We start from the raw sequence: 22395 nt of genomic DNA, 5'->3' as shown, positions 1-22395 counted from the left end.
ATTGGCTATTGTAAAATCAAAGCTTCTAAAACAACTCGCTAATAACTACCCAAATTTTTTAAAAAAAGACTTAGAAAAGTTTACTGATATTATTCTTACTGAAATAAAGCAGGCCCTTAAACGAGGAGATCGTGTTGAATTAAGAGGTTTTGGAATGTTCTCTACTAATATTCAAAAGGCAAGAATATCAAGAAATCCCAAAACAGGAGAGAAAGTGAATACGCCTGAAAAAAAAACAATTCACTTTAAAATGTCTAAGGAAATGTTTAAAAAATTAAACAATGATGAATAAAAATATCTTTGTTGCTTGTGATACATCAAGCTTAAAAGAAATAAAAAAAATAATTAGCGATACGAAAACTAATAAACTTCAAATAATTCCAAAATTTGGCTTACAGTTCTTTTATTCAAAAAGTGGGAGAGCTTTTCTTCAAAATTTTAAGAGAGATTATTTCTTAGATTTAAAAATAAATGATATTCCACAAACTGCTTTATCTGCAATGGATAGTTTAAAAGATTTAAAGAAATGTAAATATATTACAGTTCATGTAAGCGGTGGCCTTGAAATGCTTAAAGCTATTACAAAAAAAGCTAAATCAATTAACAAAAATTTAAAAGTATTAGGAGTTACAATTTTAACAAGCCTTAACAAAAAATCTCTTGAAGAAATTGGTCACACCAAGACCGTAGAGCAGCTAGTATTAAAACAAGCTGGTCTTATAAAAAAATCAGGTGCAGCTGGAATTGTGTGTTCTGCACAAGAAGCAAAAATAGTTAGGAAAAAATACAAAAATTTATTTATTGTTACGCCAGGAATAAGGCTACCTGGAGATGATGCAAATGATCAATCTAGAGTAATGACTCCTAATGATGCTTTTAAAAATAAAGTTTCTGGTATTGTAATGGGAAGGTCATTAATAAAGGGTAATATCAAAAACAACATTAAAAGATTAATTAATCACTTAAATCAATGATCCAACCCTGCAAGATTTGTGGGATCTCCGACTCTAAAACTTTAGAATTTTTAACTTCCCATCCTACTCCACCTAAGATGATAGGGTTTATTTGTAATTGGCCTAAATCAAAAAGATTTGTTGAACACAGCAAGCTTAAAAAGCTATTAAAAGTTGATAAAAAAAAATCAGAATATGTTGCTGTATTAGTTAAACCTAATGAAGATATATTAGAAAAAATAAAGGATTTACCATTCGATTATTATCAACTTTATGATTGTACACCTACTGAAGTTAAATCAGTTAAAGAAAAATATAATAAGAAAATTATTGTTGCGATAACTGTAAAAGATCAAAATGACACAGTTAAATATTTAGAATATAATGAGCTTGCAGATATAATATTATTCGACAGTAAAGGTTATGAAAAAAGCATGTCCTTTGATCATCAATTAATTAAAAATATTAAAATTAATAAAGAATTGATGCTTGCTGGGAATATTCAAATTGAAGATAACCTTGAAAATTATAAAGAAATTGCAGACATTATAGATATTTCTGGAGGTCTAGAAACATCTGGATTAAAAGATGTTTCAAAAATAAATATTTTTTTAAATAAAATTAAATTAATTAACAATGAAACTTAAAAAAAAAATTCCTTTAATTGATCAGCACAACAAAAATGGATTTTGGGGTGGTAAATTTGGTGGAAATTTTATACCTGAAACATTAAAAAAGCCCATTGAGGATTTAACTGAACTTTTTGAAAAACTTAGATACGATAAAAAATTTCTTAAAGAAAGAGACTATTATTTTAAGAATTATATAGGCTCTCCTACTTCATTTATTAAACTTCAAAACCTATCAGATCACTTAAGTGGAGCTCAAATATATGCCAAAATGGTGTCTGAGGCGAACGGAGGAGCTCATAAAATTTATAATGCAACAGTTCATTGCCTTATTGCTAAAAAGGCAGGGAAAAAATATGTCGTTGGTGATACGGGTGCAGGGTATGCTGGAAAGATGCTGAGTATGGCTGCTAAAAAATTTGGCCTTAAATGCAAAATATTCATGGGTGCAAAGGATATTAAAAGACAAAAGCCTAATGTAGATGCAATGAAAAAGAATGGTGCAGAAGTTGTACCTGTTTATTCAGGAAGCCAAACATTAGTAGATGCTGTCAGTGAATGCATGCGTTATTGGGTTTCAAATTGCGATAACACCCATATGTGTGTTGGATCAACAGTAGGCCCTAATATATTTGTTAAAATTTGTGGCTGGAGTACAGCTCAAATTTCAAGAGAATTGAAAGTTCAAATTCAGTCAGAATTTAAAAAGATGCCTAAAAAAATTAAACTCATTAATTGTGTTGGAGGTGGAAGTTCAGCTTATGGGTTTTGGAGTGAGTTTATTGATTATGACAAAAAACAGATTGAATTAATTGGTGTTGAAGCTGGTGGACCAAAAAATTCAAAACTACATGCAGCACCTCTAACTAATGGAGCTAAACTTGGGATATTGCATGGAGCTGCAGCTTATGTTTGTCAAAATAGTGAAGGACAAATTAACGATACCGCTTCTATTTCTGCTGGATTAGATTATCCTGGGGTATCCCCTATTCACTGCTTCTTAAAAGATACTAAAAGAGCAAGATATACATCTGCAACTGATGAGGCGGCTTTAAATGCATACAAACTAGTTACAAAACTTGAAAAAATAAACCCAAGTCTTGAACCTAGTCATGCTTTTGCTGAAGCTATAAAAATTGCTCCAAAATTAAACAAAGATACTATCATTATTGTTAATTCTTGTGGTGATGCCAAAAAGGATCGTGATATTTTAAAAGAAAGATTGGGAAAAATTAACTAAGATGTCATTAATCAACTTAGCATTTAAAAAAGTAAAAACTGAAAAGAGACCTGCATTACTAACTTACACGGTAGCTGGAGATAGTACTAAAAAGAAGTCTCTTGAGATATTAAAATCAATTGCAAAATATGCTGACATTTGCGAAATAGGATTTCCTCATAACACTCCAATTGCAGATGGTGGACAGATTCAATCAAGCGCTTATAGAGCTCTAAAAAATGGTATCAAAATTAAAGATGTTTTTTCAATAGTTAAAAATTTTAAAAAATCAAAACAATCAAAACCCGTAATATTGATGGGTTATTATAATATGATTTATCAATATGGAGATAATAACTTTATAAATATTTGTAAAAAAGTAGGAGTAGATGGATTAATTGTTGTTGACCTTCCTTATCCAGAAAATAAAGAATTTGCAAAAAAATGTAAGAAAAAAGATATTAGTTTTATTCAATTAGTATCTCCTACTACGTCTCTGGACAGAATGAAAAAAATTATAAGAGACTCACATGATATGGTCTATTATATCAGTATGCTCTCAACAACTGGTGGCAAGCTAAAGGTTTCGCCTAAAAAAATTTTAGAGCGTTACGGTAAAATTAAAAAACTTAACAAGAATAAGAATATTGTAATAGGCTTTGGGATCACTGAAAAAACCATAGCATCTTTAAGAAAGGCTGATGGATTAGTGGTTGGCAGTGCTTTATGTAAAGAAATATCAAATTCTATTAAAAAACGCCAAAATCCTGTCACAAATGTAACTAATATTGTGTTAAAGTTAAGAAAAAAAATAGCATGAATTGGATTAAAAAAACTTTAAGATTTGGTGAAAAGATTAAAACCATCATTAAAGCACGTGCAACCAAAACAGAGATAGCTAATAGTGACTGGACCTCATGTTGTAAAGGGCCAATCTTAAAAAAAGATTTAGAAGAAAACTTATGGGTTTGCCCATCTTGTAACAAACACCACAGAATAAGCCCACGTCAGAGATTTGACATTATATTTGGCAAAAATAATTATGAAGTTTTAAAAACTCCAATTCCTCAAGATGACCCTTTAAATTGGAATGATGCAAAACCTTATAAAGATAGATTAAAAGCTGCTAGAAAAAAAACTGGCATGGATTGTGGAATGATGGTTGTTAATACTAATATTCTAAATTTAAAAATCACAGCGATTGCATCTGATTTTGATTTTGTAGGTGGCTCAATTGGTGCTGCAGAAGGTGAAGCTTTTTTATACGGAATTCAACATGCAATAGAAAATGAACAACCTTTTGTAGTGTTTACTTCTGGTGGCGGAATGAGAATGATGGAAAGTCTTATATCTTTAAGTCAAATGACAAGGACGACACTTGCAATTAACGAACTAAAGAAAAATAATTTACCCTATATTGTTGTTCTAACTGATCCAACTGCTGGTGGTATTACAGCGTCATATGCAATGTTAGGTGATCTGCACTTAGCAGAACCAGGAGCTCTTATAGCTTTTGCAGGAGCAAGAGTAATTCAAGGCACTGTAAGAGAAGAGTTACCAGAAGGCTTTCAAAGAAGTGAGTATGTAGAAAAAACTGGCTTTGTAGATTTAATTGTAGAGAGAAAAGACTTAAGAGAAAAAATTGGATCATTATTATCAATATTGTTAAAGAAAAATTCTGCTATAAATTCATCAGAAAATGAAACTTCAGAAGATAGTAGAGCGCTTACAAAAGCTGCATCCTAAAGAGATTGATCTAAGTCTAGATCGAACTAAAAATCTTTTAGAAAAATTAGGCAATCCTCAAGATCAAATTAACTGCATTTCTATTGTTGGCACGAACGGAAAATTTTCAACTATCCAGGCACTTTATGCAATTTTAAAAGAGGCTGATTATAAATGTAATATTTATACCAGTCCTCACATTCAAAAAATTAATGAGAGATTTGTCTTTAACAATAAGCCTCTAACAGATGATGAATTAGCCAATCTTTTTTCTGAAGTAGAAGAAGCTAATAATCAAACACAAATCACTTTCTTTGAAATTTTAACGGTTGCTTATTTTCATTATGCAAAGAAATACCCTGAAAACATTAACTTAATTGAGTCAGGTCTATTTCATAGATTTGATGCAACCAATATTTTAAAAAAAAACTTAGCTAGTATTGTAACAGCTATTGGTCTGGATCACTTAGACTGGCTTCCAAAAGAAGAGCAAACAGTTGAAAAAATAATATTTGAGAAAACATCCACTTTGTTAAACTCTAAAATCGTAGTTGCAAAACAAAGTTCAAATGAAATAAGCAAAAGTATTGAAAATACAATTAAAGACAATACTTCTAAAAAAATAATCTTTAATAAAAATTATAATTTTACATTAAAAGAAAATGATTTTTTTTATTTTGAGGATGAATTTGGTGCTCTTAAACTTCCAAAACCTAATTTGCCTGGAGAATTTCAATTAGAAAATGTCTCTACGGCAATTGCAACTGTTAGACAATTAACAGACTATAAAATAACTGATGAACATATTAAGAGTGGTATTACTAAAATAGAAAGTATCGCACGACTACAAGAATTAAAATCTGGAAAATTAAAAGATTTAACTAGTAATAATTTATTATTTGTTGATGGATCTCATAACCCACTTGGCGCAAAGGTATTAAATGAATATCTTCAAAGTCTAAATTGTAACAAACATATTATTTTAGGGATGATGGCCAACAAAGACCACAATGAATATATGAGTTACTTTAAAGATATTAAATCATTAACAACAATTGACATTCCAAATCAACCCAATGCTATTAAGGGAAGTGAACTTAAAGAGAAAATTAAAAATTTTGAAAATATTAATTATAAAAATTCTATTGAGGAAGCAATTAGCTCAATTGATCTTCAAGAAAATGATATTATTTTAATTACAGGTTCTTTGTATCTTGCAGGAGAAGTTTTAAACTTAAACTAGATATTCTTATCTAGAAATTCTTTCATTTGACTTTCAGCAACTCCACCAACTTTTCTGTCTACTTCAACACCTTTTTTGTAAACAATAACAGTAGGTACACCTCTTACACCAGCAGCTGAACCTGTGTTAATTCCACCATTTTCTATGTCAGCATAATAAAAGTTTGCTTTATCTTTGTAGCTATCTGAAAACTTATCCATGATGGGTTTAAGGCTCTTGCACGGAGCACACCATTCTGCAGAAAATTGAACTACAGAGATATCTTCATTCTTAATTTTTGTTTCAAATTCTTCGTCTTTAAAATCAATAAGCATGATTCATATATAAATTCTTATTAGATTTATTCAATATGTAAAAAATGATTTTTTTAGTTAATTAACAGAGACTTATTATGCTTGTTCGTATTTTTTTTGAATACCTTCTACGAACTCATTAATTTCGTCTAGAAACTTCAGCTTTTTCTCATCTTTTTCGTTTGTATATCTATCTCTTAAATTATCACACTCAAAATAAAATTCTTTGCATGTCCACCATTTTTCTTTTTCATCACTTAATATTCTTTCGGCTATTCCACGCTTAATAGTCTTAAACATATCAGGTGGAAGTGTCTCAGGTGATTCTTGATATATTATCTTTTTTCCAAAGCTTACCATTCTCTCGTCTTCAAATTTATCTAATAATATTAATTTATCTTTCCAAGAAGCTGCATGCCATTTTGGAAATAAAGCTGTATCTTTTTGAGGAGTAAATTTTTTATAAATTGTCTCTTCTGCCAGTAAATCAACTTGTGAATCGAATTGTGCTTTTTCTTCAGCTGTTTCTCGTAATACGGTTAAAACATTTTGAGAAAATCTCTCATTACTGTTTACTAATTTTGCACGCTCTTTAATTAGATCAGGATCAAGATTACTATATGGTTCAACTTGTAGTCCATAACTTGCGTCTAGAATTATAGGAGCTTTATTTGATCGTATAGTTCTTAAAAACTTTAATTTTTTAATAGCACTTTTAAGTTCAGAAATTGACATATCAAATAATGGAATAGGATCAATTTTAAGGTCAAAAGCTTGGCCCCATTGATAGATTGGGTGAATACAATGTTTTGGGTGAAGTGGTGCAACTACAAATCTATAATTTTTACCAAAATGATATTCAGCTAATGTAAACATTTTTTCTGTTTTAAATATTGTTTCTGTATCGCTCTTGTTTGCTGTTCTTAAAAATGTATCCCAAGTTTGAGGCTGATTTTTTTTAATTAATCCTAAAACCTTAACGGTTAGTTCTGCATCAAATAAAGCTGAGTGAGCACCACTTGATTCAAAACCATTCATTCTAGCTAACGATTCTAGTTTCATGACCGCATTCCCTTTTGCATTTATTTCAGTTTTTACAACACTTTCATCTACTGCATGAGCGCCTCTTGCAATGTTTAAACCATCATGTCTTTTGTTAGGAGTTGCGTTAGTGATATAAGGATATCTAATTCCTCTAAAGAATTCATTTCTTATCATTTCATCATCAAAGCCAATATTTGACCAACCCATAAACATTGCTGGGCTCCATTTTTTAAATGTTGCTTCTAACTGAGATAACATTTGGTAGTGACTTAAATTTCCTTTGGTTAATAAATCAACGCTAGTTTTGTTAACTATTAAAGCCATTGCTTGAGGAACTTCTCCTTCTGGCAATCTACATCTAAAATTAAAACGATCTAATTCTTTAAAATTTGGGTCAACTAAAATGCCACCTACTTCAATAATGCTTCCCCATGAAGTATTAGCGCTACTAGATTCGATATCCCATATTGCAAGGTTCATATTAGTTCATATTCCTTTGGTGATAGTATTGTTCGACTTTTTCTAAAAACTTATTTTGATATTCTTCTAGTTTAACACCTTGAATTCTAAAATCTTGGAATAAATTATCAACCGTACATAGCAGGACAATTCCTTGAGTGATATTTGAGTTATGAACAACGTTATGAGCTAATGAATAAGCCCCTAATTGAAGGTAATAGTCCTCAATCCACTCTTCTTTTTTCGGTTTGTTGGACTGTTTAAAATCAATGATAGTTTCTTGTCCCTCGTACACTCCACAAGCATCACATGTACCCGCATATTTTCCTGGATAATATAATGTTGCTTCAGTACCATAAATTTCTGACAATTTTCCTTTTATACCTTGTTCAATAATTTCATCTGCCATTTTTTTGGATTTACTAGCCTCTTCTTCTAATAGCTCTAAATTTAATTGACCTAATAAATATTTTTCTAAATGAGAATGCATCGATGTTCCTCTACTTGAAGCATCATTTTTAATTCTATTAGCTTCAGCAGCGCCCACTCTTGCTTTCCAATTTGCAAGAGATGCTTTTTTTTCTTCACTTTGTGTTGCTTGTAATATGGAAGTTACTGATGGAAGTTTTTCTTGATTTACAGCATACATTCTTGAGCCACTAACCATTGATCTCATAGATTTTGGATAAGTAAATTTATTATTCCACTGCATATAGTTTGTTATAAGGGGTATTGAAGGAAAAATGAAATTAATTTTTGGCTTGTTTTGAATGGTCAACAAATTTTTCTACATTTTCTGTTTGAACAGCTTTATCAACTTGTTCGGGATCTTTAATATTTTCTAGGCTTCTGCTGATCGATCTTGCATCTGTTCCAAACTTATCAACAACAATCATTGCTTCTTCTAATTTTTTTCTAAGAGCAATTATATTATCAAAGTGTTTTCCAAATCTTGAGCTAATTGTTTTTAGATGATCGTAAATTTCAGTTGCGCCCTTTTGAACTTTTAGAGATTGAAAGCCCATGTGTAATGATTGTAAATAAGCAGAAAGAGTATTTGGACCACAGATTACAACTTTATGTTTTTTCATTAATTCTTGAGTTAATAACTCTTTAGTAGTTGGATCTTGGTATTCAGTTAGCTCTTTATATAAACTTTCAGTCGGTGCATAAACTATTGCAAAATCTGTTGTCTTTGGTGGAACAATATATTTTTCATTAACACTTTTAGCTTTAGCTTTAAATGCAGTCGCTAATTTTGCTCTTGCATCTGCAACAGCTCTTTTATCATCCGCGTCATAACCATCGGTAATAGCTTTAAATTTTTCTACTGGAAAGTGAGAATCTACTGGTACTAAAACATCACCCTGAAGCTTAATTGCAAATTCAACATTTTCACTTGTGTCCTCTTTCATCTTAACGTTAGTCATGAATTGAGAAGCAGGTAATAAGTCTTTAATCAGTGCATCTAATGAAAACTCCGCAAGAGTTCCATATTTTTTAACTCCAGCTAAAATTTTTGTTATACCTTCTTGGCTTTTATTTAATAATTCGACCTGACTGTTGAAGTTTCCTACTTTTTCATCAACTTTTGTTAAAGCTTCTGTCATATCTTTAGTCACCCCAGTTGATAGAGCGGTAAATGAAGTCGACATTGAACCAAGTGAAGTATTAATAGTAGTATTTAAGGTATCTTTTAATGAAGTAATTTCTGTCTTTAAATTGGCCATCTCTTCAGCTTCTTTATTTTCGCTCTCATCTTTTGGCTTAGATCTTAAGTTCAGATAAAGGATTGCTAAAGCAACTCCTAGTAATAAGACTAAAACTGTTAATAAAATTATGTCCATGATTCTATGAGATATTTTATAGTAAAAATTTGATTTATATATGTAATTATTTAAAACTGTCTCTATGGAATTAATCTTAGTATTAAAAATACTACTTATTACAGGAACTATAGTTACGGCTTATGCAGTACTTAGAAACCTTGATATTATTAAGATTATTTTAATTTACGTTAAGGATACTCTACTTAGAAAGTAGCTTAACTAATTTTTTAACTAGACTATTTTTTAAAGAAGATTTTGAAGCCATCATGCAGGCTTCTGACTTTAAAATTTCGCCATCTTTAAGAATTCTAAGATTATTCGCTCTCAGAGTTTCACCAGATGAAGTAATATCGGTTATAATTTCAGATGACCCTGTAAAAGGATATGCTTCAGTTGCACCTAAACTACTAACTAACTTAAATTGAGTAACTCCTTTTGAAAACAAAAACTCTCTTGTTAAATTAGGATATTTCGTTGCCACTCTTAATCTTTTTTTCTTTTTATCTTTAAATTCAAAAGCAATTTCTTCTAAATCAGCAACTGTTTGAACATCAATCCAAGGGTCTGGGATAGCAACAACCAATGTTGCTTTACCAAATCCATAATTCTTAACAACACTTATCTTTTTTTGAATATTTACTTCACTTTCTTTTAATAAATCAAATCCAGAAAAGCCAAGATCTAAAGAGCCATCTCCAAGTCTTTCAACTATCTCTCTTGCATGAAGATATAATACTTTAACATTATTTAAGTTTTTAATAGATCCTAATAAATCTCTTTCACCTCTTTCTGAGACTAAATTTAATTTATTTTTTTTAAATATCTTTAAGATATCAGCTCTCAATCTACCTTTACTTGGAATTCCAATATTAATAATATTTTTTGTCATTAGTAGTTTAAATTTAAAGCAGCTCCTACTGCTGGAACTTGTTTTTTAGATCCAAGGTCTGAAATTAGTTTGTCGTATCTTCCACCATTGATTACATTAATATTTTTAGATTTAGATTTAATATCGATTTTAAATACCATGCCTGTATAATATTCTAATTGACGCCCAAAAGACGCTGAGAACTCTACATTTAATTTTTGAATTTTATTTAATGAAGTTGGGAAATATTTTTGATCCACAACTAAATTAATTTTATTTTTTTTAAAAAAAATATTAAGGTTTTCAGCAGCTTGTCCTATTGGACAGTTAATTTTTAAAAACTCTTTAATAATTTTTGAAACGTTTTTACCTCTACTAGCTCTTCTTGGATCTTTAATCTTGTTATCAAATCTCTTTAAAATCTCTTCAATTGATCGTCCAGCAACTATTGTTTGCTGATTATCTTTTAACATTTTTAAATATCTCTTTTTATCAACTTCAACAATCGTTGGGTCTACATCAGAGTTTGTCTCTAACCTTTTTAATAAATCATTGAAGTATACTTCTCTCCAAAAGTGTCTTGAAAGCCTTAATTTCCATCTTTTTGGGATATCTAGCTTTGAAATTAATAAATTGAAAATCTCAACGTTACCAATTTTTAAAGTTCCTGATGAATATTGTAAATTAGATAGAGATTTTAAGGCTGTATTAATAATTTCCTTATCATCTTTCTTTTCATCTTTAGAGCCAATAATCTCAAAGCCAACTTGGTCTCTAATAATAGAATCTTTTTTATTATTTGATTTTCTATAGGCCTGACCGCTATAAAATATTTTCTCTTTTCCTTTAAGATTATTTTCTAAGTATCTTAAACATGATGCAATAGTTAGATCGGGTCTAAGACAAAGCTCACTACCATTTTGATCAGTAAATGAAAAAATAAACTTTCTAAAATTTTCCCCAGATCGTTGAACGATATGATTGGCCTCAATTACTGAAGGTAAATCAATATATTTAAATCCTTTAGATTTAACCGATCTAAGAATTTTTTCAGATAAATTTTTTGATTTCATTAATTAAATTTTCTTTTGGGAACGTTAACTGATTGTTTTCACCTTTAACTCCTAAAAGGTTTTTTAAAGTAATCGTATTATCTTTAAATTCATTTTCACCACAAATAACAGCTACCGGGCATTGTTTTTTATTTGCGTACGTTAATTGTTTGCCTAAATTTTTTTTACTATCTAAAAATATTTCAGAGTTAATATTATTATCTCTTAAAACTTTTAAAATCTCATAATAATTTTTTAAATACTTTTCGTCCATTACACAAATAATGACTGGTTTTTTTTCATCCACTTCAATTTGATCAAGTTGCATCATTGCAAATAATAATCGGTCAACACCAAAGCTCATTCCAGTTCCTGGAATATCAACTCCCTTAAATCTTGAAATTAATTTATTATATTGTCCACCTGAACAAATACTTCCTATATCAACTTCTTTACCTTTGCTGTTTTTTGCTTTGAAATTTAAATTGGTTTCAACACAAAACCCATCATAATAAGCAAGCCCTCTTACAATTGTAAAGTTTGTCTTTATTTGATCTAAATAATCTCCATAACTTACTATTTCTAATAAATCTTCTAATTCTTTAATTCCTTCTTGAGATAAAGGATTTTTTAAATTTTCTTTTAATTCTTTTAAATCTTTTACTTTTAAGAAATTGATTATTTGTGAAGCTTGATCATCTGTTAAGTTAGCACCCTTTGTAACAGCTCCACTTGCATCTACTCTTTCTTCTTTTAATAAATCTTCAACTCCTCTTAAACCAAAGCCAGGCTTATCTAATTTATCTATTGCTCTCATAACCTTTATCTTCTTATCATCGGATATTTTAAGGTCTTCAATTAAACCTTGAACAATTTTTCTATTACTAATGTTAACAACGAACTGATCTTTTTTTAAACCACAGGCAAGAAGTGTACTTGCAATCAAATTACATAGTTCAGCATTTGCTTGGGCTGGGTTAACGTTACCAACTATATCAGCATCACATTGTAAAAAGCTTCTATAACGAGCATTACCCGCTTTTTCGTTTCTCCAGACATCACCCATTTGATATCTTTTATAAGGTAAGGGTAATTCCTGATTATTTTGAGCAACAAATCTAGCTAGTGGACTTGATAAATCATATCTAAGTGTAATATTTTTCTCCCCATCTTTGAATGAGAATACGTCAGACATAGGATTACTATCATCATCTGCAAGAAATGATCCTATGTTCTCTGAAATTTCAAATGAAGGCGTTTCAAGAGCACCAAAACCAAATTTTACAAAATTAGCTTCAATAGTATTAATTAACTTTTTCTTGAGAATTAATTTTTTGCCCCATCGATCTTCAAATCCTGAGGGTAACCCAGGAATTAGTTTATTTTCTTTATTCATCTTTTTGGTACCCGCGCTTGGAATCGAACCAAATCCTATAGTTCCACAAACTATCGTACTAACCGTTATACTACGCAGGCATTCCTTGTGTTTATATTATTTTTGTGTGGATTTAAAATTATATTATAAATAAATAGCCTAAAGGCTATGGAAACAAAGTCTGTGAGTACTTCTTGAAGTCTCTCTGTATGTAATATTTATAATCATGATCAGTCTTTTAGACAATTAAGAATAATTTTCAACACCTAAATATAAAAGGACGTTAACCTTATTTTTAAGGATTAAACGCCCTTTTAGATTTTTGAAGTTTAAGAACTAGTCTATTTTTTTTAAATTTACAGCTGAAGGGCCTTTCGGGCCATCCTCCATCTCAAATTCTAGTTTATCACCTTCGTTTAAAAAACGCATACCTGCAGTTTTTACTGCTGATGCGTGAACGAATGCATCTTTTTCTTTATCTTCTCTTTCAATAAAGCCAAAACCTTTTTTACCGTTAAACCACTTTACTGTTCCTTTTAGTGTGCTCATTTTTACTCATCCTTTTATTATTTATATAAAAAAGTTATTTTATTTCTTTTATTTTTTCAATAATTTTTTAGATTTTTAAGGGAGGTGGTGGTGGCCCCAACTGGACTCGAACCAGTGACACACGGATTTTCAATCCGATGCTCTACCAACTGAGCTACAGGGCCCCATATTAACCTCTAAAAGTGATACGACCTTTGGTCAAATCGTAAGGTGTCATTTCGACTTGAACCTTATCACCTTGAAGTACTCTAATTCTGTTCTTACGCAATTTGCCTGCAGCATGAGCTGTAACAATATGGCCGTTTTCTAATTTTACTCTAAACATTGCATTTGGTAATAAATCCTCAACAATTCCTGAGAACGACAGCATTTCTTGTTTTGACAAATTTATTTTCTCCTAATTCTTTTTTCTACCGACTTAGCGTGTCCCACTAAACCCTCGTAGTTTGCAAGTGTTATAACTGATGGACCAAGGGTTTCAATCCCTTTTTTTGATAGGTTTATATATGAAATTCTTTTATAAAATTCATTAACACTAACTCCACTTGAATATCTTGCTGAGGAATTGGTTGGCAATACATGATTAGAGCCAACATTATAATCTGTCATTGCCATTACAGCATATTTTCCTAAACAGATAGATCCTGCATTTTTAATCTTACTCACTACCTTTTTATAGTTCTTAGTATTAAGCTCTAAGTGTTCAGGAGCAATTTTATTTACTGTGTTAATAATTTTTTGGTCAGACGGCATATAAATTAAAATTCCATTATTAAGTAGACTATTTTTTGCAATCACTGCTCTAGGCAATTCTTTTAATTGATTGATAATTTCATAATTAACTTTTTTAATAATTGATTTGTCTTTTGAAATTAAAATACATTGAGCAAGGTTATCGTGTTCTGCTTGACCTATTAGATCGCTCGCTATCCATTCAGGATTTGAAAACTTATCACAAACAATTGTCACTTCAGAAGGACCTGCAATCATTCCTTCAATTCCAACATCTCCAAATACTTCTTTTTTTGCTGCAGCTACATAAGAATTTCCAGGGCCAATAATTTTGTCAACTTTTTTGATTTTCTTAGTACCATATGCAACAGCTGCAATAGCAGATGGTCCTCCAATTGAATAAATCTCTTTAATCTTACATTTTTTAGCAGCATATAATACCGCAGGATTTTGTTTACCTTTTTGACCTGGATTAACCATAACTAGTCTTTTCACTCCAGCAACAATTGCAGGTACTGCATTCATTAAAACACTGGAAGGATATGAAGCTGTTGAACCAGGTACATAAATTGCAACTGATTCAATAGGTACGTATTTATACTCTAATTTATTTTTTAGTTTGTCTGTATAAGAAATGTTTTTAAATTTTTGTAATGAATGGAATTTATAAATTCTATCATAAGCAAGATCGATTGCCTTTTTAACTTTTTGATCTAAAGACTGAATAGCTCTATTAATTTGTTTTATGCTTGGGGCAATAATACTATTTTTATTAAATCTCTTTTCATACTTTAAAATAGCTTTATCTCCATTTTTCTTAACATCTTTAATAATTTTAATAACTGAAACTGAATTAAGTTGGACTTTATTTTTTCGTTTAGACAGTAATGCGTCTAAAGTTTTATCAAAGTTTTTATTTTTACTATCTAATATCTTAATCATTAATCAGCTTTGTTTTGGTCATCTAAAGTTACTTCAATTATTTCTGTCGATAATGTAATATATGCATTGTTTGTAAACATTAAGTTTATCTCATAATTGTCATTATTTTTTAAATAATCCATCCCAATTAACTCTAATTTTTCCTCAGGGTCGTTTTGTTTAATATTTTTAGATTTAACTCTATCTACAAATTCAAATTTGCAAATACTAATAATTTTTTTATCTTGTTCTTCCGTTTCTACTTTAGATCTTTTTAATGATAATAGAAAAACTTTGTTTTTCTGAAGATACTTAATTTCATTAACTTTAACTTCAGCTCCAGAGCAACATGCTGAGATTACTTGTAATCCCTCATTATCTGTAGCTATAATTTTTGATAAATATTTTTTATCCATTAATTAATTCTCTTAATTTTAGCCCCTACTTTTTTTAATTTCTTCTCTATATCTTCATAGCCCCTATCAAGGTGATATATTCTATTAATTACTGATTTTCCTTTAGCTGCAAGAGCTGCAAGAATTAAAGATACAGAGGCTCTTAAATCTGTGGCCATTAATTCTGCTGCTTCAAATTTGATATTTCCTTCTATGCTTGCTTGATTTCCATTAATAGAAATTTTAGCTCCCATTCTATTAAGCTCTGCAACGTGCATAAACCTATTTTCAAATATTTCTTCTTTAATATGAGATCTTTTATTAGCCTTACATAATAATACCATCATTTGTGCCTGCAAATCTGTTGGAAACCCTGGATAAGGAGATGTTTTAATATTTATATTTTTAATCTTTTTACTTCCTTGAATAAGGATTTCATTTTTTTTTAAAGTAATTTTTGATCCTACTTTTTTTAAGATATTAATTTCTGTACTTATTATCTTAGGATCAATTCCAGTAATTTTCAAATTTCCTTCAGTTAATGCTGCAGCTATTAAATAAGTTCCAGCCTCTATTCTATCCGGCATTACTGAGTAATCTAATTCTTTAAGATTGTTCACTCCTTCAATTCTAACCGTTCTCTTTGCAGTCCACTTAATATTACACCCCATATTAATTAAAAAATTAACTAAATCTTTAATCTCAGGTTCAATCGCACAATTTGATAAAGTTGTTTTTCCTTTAGCTAAACATGCGGCTATAATTAAATTTTCTGTAGCACCAACTGAAACTTTAGGAAATTTTATATTTGCTCCTATTAATCCTTTGGGTGCATTAGCATGCACATAACCTTGGATAATTTTATATTTAACTCCAAGTTTTGATAGAGCTTGCAAATGAATATCAACAGGTCTTGTCCCTATTGCGCAGCCGCCAGGTAATGAAACTTTTGCTTTACCAAATTTAGCAAGTAATGGTCCTAAAACTAATATTCCTGCTCTCATAGTTTTAACCAAACTATAAGCTGCAAAAGTTTTTGTTTGCTTGGTATTTTTGATAATCAATTCTTTTTTATTATCTTCAATAATTGAACCTAATGACTTTAATAAAAGTATCATTGTTTCAATATCTTTTACCCGTGGGAGGTTTGCTAAAGATATCTTTTTATTTGATAATAATGTTGCAGCTAAAATAGGAAGGGATGCATTTTTAGAACCTGAAATTCTAATTTGTCCCTTGAGCTTTGCTGCCCCAAAGACTTCCAATTTTTTCATGATTATACTTTTGGTAAAGTTACTCCAGTTTGACCCATATATTTTCCTTTACGGTCAGCGTATGAAGTTTCTGGAGACTGATCTCCTTTTAGAAATAAAAATTGTGCAACACCTTCATTTGCATAAATTTTTGCAGGTAGCGGTGTGGTATTAGAAAACTCAAGAGTAACTGTTCCAAAAAACTCAGATTCAATTGGAGTTACATTAACTATGATTCCTGTTCTTGCATATGTGCTCTTACCAACAACAATACACATAATATCTCTTGGTATTTTAAAGACTTCAATAGTAGTTCCAAGAGCGAAAGAATTAGGAGGAATGATAATATAATCAGAGCTTTTTTTGGTTACAAAATTATCTGAACTAAACTCCTTAGGGTCAACGATAGAAGAATTAACATTATGAAATATCTTAAATTCATCTCCTACTCTTGCATCATAGCCAAATGAACTAAGTCCATAAGAAATTTTACCATCCCTGACTTGCTTATCTATAAAAGGAGAAATCATTGACTGCTCAACTGCTAACTTCCTTATAGATTTATCAGAAAGTACTGACATTATTTACTTTTCTTCTTATTTTTTTTTTGAAAAATTTTTCTTTTTTTTAAATTTTTTCTAAGAGCCAGACTTAACTTCTCATTTTTTTCTTTATCATTCATTATTTGTCTGGATTAGTTAAAAAATCTAAAGTGATAGGCTTTGATGCATCTAAAGTTTTCTCTGGTTCTTCTTGAACTTTTGGTCCTTCTTTAGCTTCACGTTTTGCTTTTTTTTCAGCAAGCTTTTTTTCTCTCTTTGCCTGCTTCTCCATAAGCTTATTGCCTTTAGTAGATTTATAATCGTAATGAATGCCCATAAAATTTCCTCCGTAGGTATAAATCATTATATGAAAAAAATTAAGGCAATTTTTTGAAAAAATGATTTATTATAGAAATACTTCAATAAAATAACAAATTAGCCCCTATAGTTAAATGGCATAACATGTCCATGGTAAGGATAAATTTCAAGTTCGATTCTTGGTGGGGGCACCAAATTATTTTTTGTAGAATATTTTTCTAGCAACAATTGCAGCTACTAATAAAGCTCCAAAAGCAATCATTGGAATGTAGATATCTGGTGAATATATCAAATCAATGATTCTAGGAGCTTCTAAGTTTTGTTCTATGATTTTTTCAAGTCCACTTCCAATTGAAACAACTAAAAATAGTGGTGGAGTTAATCCTATTAATGTTGCCCAAAAAAAATTACTCACTCTAACATTAAAAATACAAGGTAACACATTTGATAATGCAAAAGGAATGCCTCCAATAAATCTATAAGCTAAAAGATAAATAAATTCTGATTTTTTAAATTTTACTTCTAAATTTTTAAATCTATTTAAAAACTTTTCTTTAATAATTTCTTTAAAAAAATAATTTCCAATGATGTATAAAATTGTTGCACCAATAGTCATTCCAATTATTAGAATAATCGTTCCAAGCCACTTGCCAAAAATAAACCCTGCTAAGAGTGCAACTGGCAAACCAAATCCAGCCATCACAACCCAGATAATTGTGGCTGTTAAAAATATTAAAGAAATTAAAAATAAATTAGTTTGTTTTAATCCAAAAAAATAATCTCTATTGTTTTTAATAAATTCATAGCTTGTTAATTCTTCGAGGGTGAATTTTGATAAAAAAAAGTATAAAAATGATGAAACAACTAGAAGATAAAATAAACCTAAAGTTATCTTAACTTTTTTTGATTTTTCCATAATTTATTGGTCGTATTATAAAATCTTCTATTTGCTATTTATACATATAATTACTATAAAGGGCGAAATTTAAAAAAACTTAAATAAATCCTATGAAAAGAACATATCAGCCCAAAGTTGGAAAACGTCTTAAGAAGCATGGCTTCAGATCAAAGATGGCAACTAAAGGTGGGAAGAAACTTATTAAGAGAAGACGTGATAAGGGACGTAAAAACCTTACAGTGTCATCCACTCAAAAAAAACCTCAGGGTAAATAGTTCAAAATAAATGAAAAGCAAAATTGTTGCTCTTTCTAAAAACGAAGATTTTAAAAATTTACTTAAGAAAAAAAAAATCTCAAATAAATATATCACTCTCTTTTTTGGTCCTCTTGCAGATAAAGATAATAAAAAATTAAATATTAGCTTTGTAGCTAAAAAAAAACTAATCCGTAGTGCTGTAAAGAGAAATAAAATTAAAAGAAGATTAAGAAATATAATGAACGAAGCTATAAAAAAAGTGTCTATAAACTTTAATTATTCTTACCTTGTGATTGCGAAAATAACTATGCTAAACAATGAATATGCGATAATAAAAGATACTTTATTCCAAGACATAGAAAAGATTAAGTAATGAATATTATATCAAACATTTTAATTGGCCTGATCAAATTTTATAAAATGGTTATTAGCCCCTACTTAACTCCTTCGTGCAGATATCTTCCAACTTGCTCAGAATATACAATTGAATGTTTAAGAACATATGGGCTTGTTAAGGCAATCTCAAAAAGTACTAAAAGAATATTTTCATGTCATCCTATTAAGATATTGGGTGGTGGTGAAGGATTTGATCCAGTAAATAAAGAATTCAAGGCTAAGAAATAATGGATACTAGAAACGTAATCGCAGCAATATCCTTATCAGCAGCAGTAATTATTTTATACTCTCTTTTTTTTCAGCCTGACCCTGCGACTATTAAAAAAAATATAGCTGAACAAAATAAAATTGAAAATAATGAAGACACTCCTAGCTTAGATAAAAATGAAAATTTTTCAAAACTTTCAAGAGCAGATGCTTTAAAAGAAAATGATAGAATTCAATTTGAAAATGGAAGTGTTGTTGGGTCAATTTCTTTAAAGGGTGCAGCAATAGATGATTTAACTTTTAAGGAATATAATGTCGAACTTAATAAAAATGAAAAAATAACCTTATTAAGCCCAAGAAATGTTGAAGATGGTTATTTAATTGAAAGTGGCTTTGTAAGCACTAATAAAAATATAGATATACCTGATGCTTCTACCGTCTGGGAAGTTTCAGGAAATAACAAATTAACTAATAATAATCCTGTAAAGCTAACATGGAGTAATACTCAAGGGATTACATTTGAAAAACATATAAGTCTAGATGATCAATTTTTATTTACTGTAAAAGAAAAAATAATTAACTCATCAGATAAATCTTATAATTTTTACTCCTATGGGCAAATAATTAGAAACGAATTACCAGAAATATCTGGTTTTTATATTTTGCATGAAGGGTTTTTATCTGTACTTGATGATGAATTAATTGAGGAAGATTACGACGATATCCAGGATAAAAAATTTACTCAAATTGCACAAGATGGATTTGTTGCTATTTCAGACAAGTTTTGGGTTACATCAGTTATACCACCAAAGGGTAAAGAGTTTAAAACAACTTTTGATTATAAAAATAAATTCAGAGCAAATTACATATCTACCAAAGGTATTGAGGTTAAAGCAAACAGTTCCATTGAAGAAAAAATTCAAATTATAGTTGCTGCTAAAAGAGTAAATGTAATTGATGGTTATGCTGAAAATTTAGATATCAATAAATTTGATCTAGCGATTGATTGGGGCTTTATGTACTTCATCACAAAACCTTTGTTCTTTGTATTAGATTACTTCTTTAAATTACTTGGTAATTACGGTTTAGCAATTATTGCTGTCACTATTTGCATTAGATTGGCTTTCTTTCCTCTTGCCAACTTTAGTTTTAAGTCTATGGGTAAAATGAAGTTATTAGCACCTGAAATGGCTCGTCTGAAAGAATTGCACAAGGATGACAAAATGAAATTACAACAAGCAATGATGGCTCTTTATAAAAAAGAAAAAGTTAATCCTATGAGCGGTTGTCTGCCTATCCTAGTTCAAATTCCAGTTTTCTTTGCACTATATAAAGTATTATTTGTAACCATTGAAATGAGACACATGCCATTTTATGGATGGATACATGACTTAAGTGATAGAGATCCTACATCTTTATTTAATGTTTTTGGTTTACTTCCTTGGGACCCACCTTCTTTCTTATTAATAGGTGCGTGGCCAATCATTATGGGTATCACAATGTGGATACAGCAGAAACTAAACCCAACTCCACCAGATCCTATACAGGCTAAAATATTTATGTTCTTTCCGGTATTTTTAACTGTAATTCTTGCACCATTTCCTGCAGGTCTTGTTATCTACTGGAGCTTCAACAACATCTTCACAATGATACAACAATATATTGTTCAAAGAAAAATGACTATCAAAACAACATAAATGTCATCGTTAAGAGAAGAAGAATTAATAAATATCCTACCCAAAGATGGCCCAACAGTTGAAGAAGTAAAAAAATATTTAGAAAAATATAATGATGAATTTATTATCATTAAGTGTGGTGGCAGTGTTTTAGTTGATCCAAAATTATTTAAAGTTTTTATTGAAGATGTAGTCGTTTTAAAAAAACTTGGTTTCAATCCTATAATTGTTCATGGAGGTGGAAAAAGAATTAATAATAAACTTTCAGAAGTTAATATTAAAAGCAATTTTATTAACGGACTAAGAGTTACTGATAAAGATATGATCAACATAGTTAAAGATGTATTAATTGAATTTAATAAAGAGATTGTTGAAGCTTTAAATGAGTTAGACTGCAAAGCAAAAAGAATTACCTCAAAAGAAAATAATATAATTACTGTTGAGCAAGAAGATAAAGATCTTGGATTTGTGGGAAAGCCTACTGGGATTAACAAAGAGTTCTTAACTGAAACAATAAAAGCAAACGAAGTACCAGTCATTGCACCCTTAGGTGTGGATAAAGATAATCAGACCTTTAATATAAATGCAGATACTACTGCAGGATCAATTGCAATTGAACTAAAAGCTAGAAGATTAATGATTATTAGTGATGTTGAGGGCGTATTAGACAGTGAAAAAAAACTAATCCCTGAAATTAATTCTAAAAAAGCTAATGAATTAATTGATCAAGAAGTAATTTCTGGTGGAATGATACCTAAAATTAAGAATTGTCTAGATGTTGCAAGTAATGGAGTTAAGGCAGTTGTAATAATTGATGGAAGAAAAAATCACTCACTCCTTTTTGAACTATTATCTGATAATGGTTCAGGAACTTTAATTAGAGAATGAAAAATTTAATTGATACTAAATACTGGCTATTCGACTTAGATAATACTTTGTATTCTGGACAAACAAAGGTTTTTTCTGAAGTTGATAAAAAGATGTCTTCTTTTATTTCAAAGAAATTTAATGTCGATTTAATTAAAGCAAGAGAAATTCAAAAAAAATACTTCTATGAATATGGAACGACATTATCTGGATTAATGAGTCACGATAAAATTGATCCACATGAATTTTTGGAATTTGTTCATGATATTGATATTAGCTGGCTTCCTAAAGATGAGATATTAAGAGAAGAATTAATTAAAATAAAAGAAAAGAAATATATTTTTACTAATGGTTCTCACGCTCATGTTGAAAATGTAACTAAACAACTAGGTATAGATGATTTGTTTGATGGAGCGTTTGATATTGTTGATGCTAATTTTATTCCAAAACCAAAAATTGAACCTTATAAAAAGATAATAGAAAAATTTGAGCTTGATCCAACAAAATCAATATTAATCGAAGATATTGCTCATAATTTAGAACAAGCGAAAAATTTAGGAATGAAAACTTGTTGGCTTGAGAATGATGAAGTATTTGCAAAAAAAGATGCCGATAAACCATATATTGATTATAAGATTAAGAACTTGCCTTCTTTTCTTCAAGAAATTAATATATTAAAAGCACAATAAAACTAA

29 protein-coding genes and 3 tRNA genes are annotated in these 22395 nt (G+C 29.7%); 15 read left to right on the top strand and 17 right to left on the bottom strand.

The features are described 5' to 3' along the window. Position 1: 1 nt before the first annotated feature. From AC5SL4_RS00445 to AC5SL4_RS00415, 7 genes are read left to right on the top strand one after another with little or no spacing between them, the layout of a single operon-like run. Positions 2–292, top strand: a complete 291-nt coding sequence (locus tag AC5SL4_RS00445) for an HU family DNA-binding protein (RefSeq protein WP_006997412.1) — start codon at positions 2–4, stop codon at positions 290–292. Beyond that, positions 282–974 carry an orotidine-5'-phosphate decarboxylase gene (gene pyrF, locus AC5SL4_RS00440; RefSeq protein ID WP_011281748.1) on the top strand — a complete coding sequence of 231 codons (693 nt, stop codon included), beginning with the start codon at positions 282–284 and terminating at the stop codon, positions 972–974. The genes AC5SL4_RS00445 and pyrF overlap by 11 nt, the downstream gene beginning before the upstream one ends. Further along, positions 971–1600, top strand: coding sequence for a phosphoribosylanthranilate isomerase (locus AC5SL4_RS00435; protein ID WP_006997414.1), 630 nt, complete (start codon positions 971–973; stop codon positions 1598–1600). Before pyrF ends, AC5SL4_RS00435 begins: the two co-directional genes overlap by 4 nt. Then, positions 1590–2822, top strand: coding sequence for a tryptophan synthase subunit beta (trpB, locus tag AC5SL4_RS00430; protein ID WP_006997415.1), 1233 nt, complete (start codon positions 1590–1592; stop codon positions 2820–2822). The genes AC5SL4_RS00435 and trpB overlap by 11 nt, the downstream gene beginning before the upstream one ends. 1 nt (position 2823) lies before the next feature. Next, complete coding sequence (gene trpA / locus AC5SL4_RS00425; RefSeq protein ID WP_006997416.1) at positions 2824–3621, top strand: tryptophan synthase subunit alpha; 798 nt, start codon at positions 2824–2826, stop codon at positions 3619–3621. After that, positions 3618–4547, top strand: coding sequence for an acetyl-CoA carboxylase carboxyl transferase subunit beta (locus tag AC5SL4_RS00420; RefSeq protein ID WP_011281746.1), 930 nt, complete (start codon positions 3618–3620; stop codon positions 4545–4547). Before trpA ends, AC5SL4_RS00420 begins: the two co-directional genes overlap by 4 nt. Then, positions 4501–5769 carry a bifunctional folylpolyglutamate synthase/dihydrofolate synthase gene (locus AC5SL4_RS00415; RefSeq protein WP_011281745.1) on the top strand — a complete coding sequence of 423 codons (1269 nt, stop codon included), beginning with the start codon at positions 4501–4503 and terminating at the stop codon, positions 5767–5769. Before AC5SL4_RS00420 ends, AC5SL4_RS00415 begins: the two co-directional genes overlap by 47 nt. On the opposite strand, the gene AC5SL4_RS00410 is transcribed toward AC5SL4_RS00415, so the two are convergent. The 4 genes from AC5SL4_RS00410 to AC5SL4_RS00395 all read right to left on the bottom strand — a co-directional run bounded on the left by AC5SL4_RS00410 (position 5766) and on the right by AC5SL4_RS00395 (position 9412). Further along, a complete protein-coding gene (locus tag AC5SL4_RS00410; protein ID WP_011281744.1) occupies positions 5766–6083 on the bottom strand; it encodes a thioredoxin family protein in 318 nt (105 codons plus the stop codon). The two genes, AC5SL4_RS00415 and AC5SL4_RS00410, sit on opposite strands and share 4 nt — an antisense overlap. Before the next feature lie 75 nt (positions 6084–6158). Continuing rightward, positions 6159–7586: an exonuclease domain-containing protein gene (locus tag AC5SL4_RS00405; protein ID WP_494587353.1), complete on the bottom strand. Its 1428-nt coding sequence runs from the start codon at positions 7584–7586 to the stop codon at positions 6159–6161. A 1-nt stretch (position 7587) separates the two neighbouring features. Then, positions 7588–8277 carry a hypothetical protein gene (locus tag AC5SL4_RS00400; protein ID WP_041185804.1) on the bottom strand — a complete coding sequence of 230 codons (690 nt, stop codon included), beginning with the start codon at positions 8275–8277 and terminating at the stop codon, positions 7588–7590. 37 nt (positions 8278–8314) lie between these two features. Next, the gene (locus AC5SL4_RS00395; RefSeq protein ID WP_011281741.1) at positions 8315–9412 is read right to left on the bottom strand and encodes a DNA recombination protein RmuC; all 1098 of its coding nucleotides are present in this window, start codon (positions 9410–9412) and stop codon (positions 8315–8317) included. Positions 9413–9476: 64 nt separating this feature from the next. Between AC5SL4_RS00395 and AC5SL4_RS00390 the strand changes: the two genes are divergently transcribed. After that, positions 9477–9608 carry a hypothetical protein gene (locus AC5SL4_RS00390; RefSeq protein WP_269077266.1) on the top strand — a complete coding sequence of 44 codons (132 nt, stop codon included), beginning with the start codon at positions 9477–9479 and terminating at the stop codon, positions 9606–9608. Here the strand turns inward: AC5SL4_RS00390 and hisG are convergent. From hisG to AC5SL4_RS00330, 12 genes are all read right to left on the bottom strand, one after another. After that, positions 9594–10283, bottom strand: coding sequence for an ATP phosphoribosyltransferase (gene hisG / locus AC5SL4_RS00385; protein ID WP_011281740.1), 690 nt, complete (start codon positions 10281–10283; stop codon positions 9594–9596). The genes AC5SL4_RS00390 and hisG overlap by 15 nt on opposite strands. Then, positions 10283–11335: an ATP phosphoribosyltransferase regulatory subunit gene (locus AC5SL4_RS00380; RefSeq protein ID WP_494574091.1), complete on the bottom strand. Its 1053-nt coding sequence runs from the start codon at positions 11333–11335 to the stop codon at positions 10283–10285. The genes hisG and AC5SL4_RS00380 overlap by 1 nt, the downstream gene beginning before the upstream one ends. Beyond that, positions 11313–12710 (bottom strand): histidine--tRNA ligase, encoded by a 1398-nt coding sequence (gene hisS / locus AC5SL4_RS00375; protein WP_011281738.1) that lies wholly within the window; start codon positions 12708–12710, stop codon positions 11313–11315. The genes AC5SL4_RS00380 and hisS overlap by 23 nt, the downstream gene beginning before the upstream one ends. A 5-nt stretch (positions 12711–12715) precedes the next feature. Further along, positions 12716–12790 (bottom strand) — tRNA-His (locus AC5SL4_RS00370). Positions 12791–13025: 235 nt separating this feature from the next. Beyond that, positions 13026–13238 carry a cold-shock protein gene (locus AC5SL4_RS00365; RefSeq protein WP_006997426.1) on the bottom strand — a complete coding sequence of 71 codons (213 nt, stop codon included), beginning with the start codon at positions 13236–13238 and terminating at the stop codon, positions 13026–13028. A gap of 88 nt (positions 13239–13326) precedes the next feature. After that, positions 13327–13402, bottom strand: a tRNA-Phe gene (locus AC5SL4_RS00360). A 5-nt stretch (positions 13403–13407) separates the two neighbouring features. Then, positions 13408–13623 carry a translation initiation factor IF-1 gene (infA, locus tag AC5SL4_RS00355; protein ID WP_006997427.1) on the bottom strand — a complete coding sequence of 72 codons (216 nt, stop codon included), beginning with the start codon at positions 13621–13623 and terminating at the stop codon, positions 13408–13410. Positions 13624–13625: 2 nt separating this feature from the next. After that, positions 13626–14912, bottom strand: a complete 1287-nt coding sequence (gene hisD, locus AC5SL4_RS00350; RefSeq protein ID WP_011281737.1) for a histidinol dehydrogenase — start codon at positions 14910–14912, stop codon at positions 13626–13628. Further along, the gene (locus AC5SL4_RS00345) at positions 14912–15307 is read right to left on the bottom strand and encodes a DUF2948 family protein (RefSeq protein WP_011281736.1); all 396 of its coding nucleotides are present in this window, start codon (positions 15305–15307) and stop codon (positions 14912–14914) included. The genes hisD and AC5SL4_RS00345 overlap by 1 nt, the downstream gene beginning before the upstream one ends. Beyond that, a complete protein-coding gene (gene murA / locus AC5SL4_RS00340; RefSeq protein WP_011281735.1) occupies positions 15307–16560 on the bottom strand; it encodes a UDP-N-acetylglucosamine 1-carboxyvinyltransferase in 1254 nt (417 codons plus the stop codon). The genes AC5SL4_RS00345 and murA overlap by 1 nt, the downstream gene beginning before the upstream one ends. Positions 16561–16562: 2 nt before the next feature. Further along, entirely contained in the window at positions 16563–17120 is a 558-nt protein-coding gene (gene dcd / locus AC5SL4_RS00335) for a dCTP deaminase (RefSeq protein WP_006997431.1), read from the bottom strand. 100 nt (positions 17121–17220) lie between these two features. After that, the gene (locus AC5SL4_RS00330; RefSeq protein WP_006997433.1) at positions 17221–17418 is read right to left on the bottom strand and encodes a hypothetical protein; all 198 of its coding nucleotides are present in this window, start codon (positions 17416–17418) and stop codon (positions 17221–17223) included. Between the two features lie 101 nt (positions 17419–17519). Between AC5SL4_RS00330 and AC5SL4_RS00325 the strand changes: the two genes are divergently transcribed. Further along, positions 17520–17593 (top strand) — tRNA-Thr (locus AC5SL4_RS00325). Between the two features lie 2 nt (positions 17594–17595). Here the strand turns inward: AC5SL4_RS00325 and AC5SL4_RS00320 are convergent. Next, the gene (locus AC5SL4_RS00320) at positions 17596–18315 is read right to left on the bottom strand and encodes a TVP38/TMEM64 family protein (RefSeq protein ID WP_011281734.1); all 720 of its coding nucleotides are present in this window, start codon (positions 18313–18315) and stop codon (positions 17596–17598) included. 92 nt (positions 18316–18407) lie between these two features. On the opposite strand from AC5SL4_RS00320, the gene rpmH reads away from it, so the two are divergent. From rpmH to AC5SL4_RS00290, 6 genes are read left to right on the top strand one after another with little or no spacing between them, the layout of a single operon-like run. After that, positions 18408–18572, top strand: a complete 165-nt coding sequence (rpmH, locus tag AC5SL4_RS00315; RefSeq protein WP_006997435.1) for a 50S ribosomal protein L34 — start codon at positions 18408–18410, stop codon at positions 18570–18572. 10 nt (positions 18573–18582) lie between these two features. Beyond that, entirely contained in the window at positions 18583–18927 is a 345-nt protein-coding gene (gene rnpA / locus AC5SL4_RS00310; RefSeq protein ID WP_011281733.1) for a ribonuclease P protein component, read from the top strand. Beyond that, a complete protein-coding gene (gene yidD / locus AC5SL4_RS00305) occupies positions 18927–19178 on the top strand; it encodes a membrane protein insertion efficiency factor YidD (protein ID WP_006997437.1) in 252 nt (83 codons plus the stop codon). Before rnpA ends, yidD begins: the two co-directional genes overlap by 1 nt. Beyond that, positions 19178–20854: a membrane protein insertase YidC gene (gene yidC, locus AC5SL4_RS00300; RefSeq protein WP_494574090.1), complete on the top strand. Its 1677-nt coding sequence runs from the start codon at positions 19178–19180 to the stop codon at positions 20852–20854. Before yidD ends, yidC begins: the two co-directional genes overlap by 1 nt. After that, positions 20855–21721: an acetylglutamate kinase gene (gene argB, locus AC5SL4_RS00295; protein ID WP_494587352.1), complete on the top strand. Its 867-nt coding sequence runs from the start codon at positions 20855–20857 to the stop codon at positions 21719–21721. Next, positions 21718–22389 carry a pyrimidine 5'-nucleotidase gene (locus AC5SL4_RS00290; protein ID WP_027306796.1) on the top strand — a complete coding sequence of 224 codons (672 nt, stop codon included), beginning with the start codon at positions 21718–21720 and terminating at the stop codon, positions 22387–22389. Before argB ends, AC5SL4_RS00290 begins: the two co-directional genes overlap by 4 nt. Positions 22390–22395 lie beyond the last annotated feature (6 nt).

The sequence above is a fragment of the Candidatus Pelagibacter sp. PS_02 genome, assembly GCF_059418065.1.
The sequence above is the reverse complement of the archived record's forward strand: the minus strand, read 5'-3'. Positions and strand labels throughout refer to the sequence as shown.

Bases quoted from the DNA above. Each gene is read 5' to 3' on its own strand.
- pyrF (WP_011281748.1), top strand. From the start codon at position 282: ATGATGAATAAAAATATCTTTGTTGCTTGTGATACATCAAGCTTAAAA.
- AC5SL4_RS00435 (WP_006997414.1), top strand. From the start codon at position 971: ATGATCCAACCCTGCAAGATTTGTGGGATCTCCGACTCTAAAACTTTA.
- trpB (WP_006997415.1), top strand. From the start codon at position 1,590: ATGAAACTTAAAAAAAAAATTCCTTTAATTGATCAGCACAACAAAAAT.
- trpA (WP_006997416.1), top strand. From the start codon at position 2,824: ATGTCATTAATCAACTTAGCATTTAAAAAAGTAAAAACTGAAAAGAGA.
- AC5SL4_RS00420 (WP_011281746.1), top strand. From the start codon at position 3,618: ATGAATTGGATTAAAAAAACTTTAAGATTTGGTGAAAAGATTAAAACC.
- AC5SL4_RS00415 (WP_011281745.1), top strand. From the start codon at position 4,501: ATGAAACTTCAGAAGATAGTAGAGCGCTTACAAAAGCTGCATCCTAAA.
- AC5SL4_RS00410 (WP_011281744.1), bottom strand. From the start codon at position 6,083: ATGCTTATTGATTTTAAAGACGAAGAATTTGAAACAAAAATTAAGAAT.
- AC5SL4_RS00405 (WP_494587353.1), bottom strand. From the start codon at position 7,586: ATGAACCTTGCAATATGGGATATCGAATCTAGTAGCGCTAATACTTCA.
- AC5SL4_RS00400 (WP_041185804.1), bottom strand. From the start codon at position 8,277: ATGCAGTGGAATAATAAATTTACTTATCCAAAATCTATGAGATCAATG.
- AC5SL4_RS00395 (WP_011281741.1), bottom strand. From the start codon at position 9,412: ATGGACATAATTTTATTAACAGTTTTAGTCTTATTACTAGGAGTTGCT.
- AC5SL4_RS00390 (WP_269077266.1), top strand. From the start codon at position 9,477: ATGGAATTAATCTTAGTATTAAAAATACTACTTATTACAGGAACTATA.
- hisG (WP_011281740.1), bottom strand. From the start codon at position 10,283: ATGACAAAAAATATTATTAATATTGGAATTCCAAGTAAAGGTAGATTG.
- AC5SL4_RS00380 (WP_494574091.1), bottom strand. From the start codon at position 11,335: ATGAAATCAAAAAATTTATCTGAAAAAATTCTTAGATCGGTTAAATCT.
- hisS (WP_011281738.1), bottom strand. From the start codon at position 12,710: ATGAATAAAGAAAATAAACTAATTCCTGGGTTACCCTCAGGATTTGAA.
- AC5SL4_RS00365 (WP_006997426.1), bottom strand. From the start codon at position 13,238: ATGAGCACACTAAAAGGAACAGTAAAGTGGTTTAACGGTAAAAAAGGT.
- hisD (WP_011281737.1), bottom strand. From the start codon at position 14,912: ATGATTAAGATATTAGATAGTAAAAATAAAAACTTTGATAAAACTTTA.
- AC5SL4_RS00345 (WP_011281736.1), bottom strand. From the start codon at position 15,307: ATGGATAAAAAATATTTATCAAAAATTATAGCTACAGATAATGAGGGA.
- murA (WP_011281735.1), bottom strand. From the start codon at position 16,560: ATGAAAAAATTGGAAGTCTTTGGGGCAGCAAAGCTCAAGGGACAAATT.
- dcd (WP_006997431.1), bottom strand. From the start codon at position 17,120: ATGTCAGTACTTTCTGATAAATCTATAAGGAAGTTAGCAGTTGAGCAG.
- AC5SL4_RS00330 (WP_006997433.1), bottom strand. From the start codon at position 17,418: ATGGGCATTCATTACGATTATAAATCTACTAAAGGCAATAAGCTTATG.
- AC5SL4_RS00320 (WP_011281734.1), bottom strand. From the start codon at position 18,315: ATGGAAAAATCAAAAAAAGTTAAGATAACTTTAGGTTTATTTTATCTT.
- rpmH (WP_006997435.1), top strand. From the start codon at position 18,408: ATGAAAAGAACATATCAGCCCAAAGTTGGAAAACGTCTTAAGAAGCAT.
- rnpA (WP_011281733.1), top strand. From the start codon at position 18,583: ATGAAAAGCAAAATTGTTGCTCTTTCTAAAAACGAAGATTTTAAAAAT.
- yidD (WP_006997437.1), top strand. From the start codon at position 18,927: ATGAATATTATATCAAACATTTTAATTGGCCTGATCAAATTTTATAAA.
- yidC (WP_494574090.1), top strand. From the start codon at position 19,178: ATGGATACTAGAAACGTAATCGCAGCAATATCCTTATCAGCAGCAGTA.
- argB (WP_494587352.1), top strand. From the start codon at position 20,855: ATGTCATCGTTAAGAGAAGAAGAATTAATAAATATCCTACCCAAAGAT.
- AC5SL4_RS00290 (WP_027306796.1), top strand. From the start codon at position 21,718: ATGAAAAATTTAATTGATACTAAATACTGGCTATTCGACTTAGATAAT.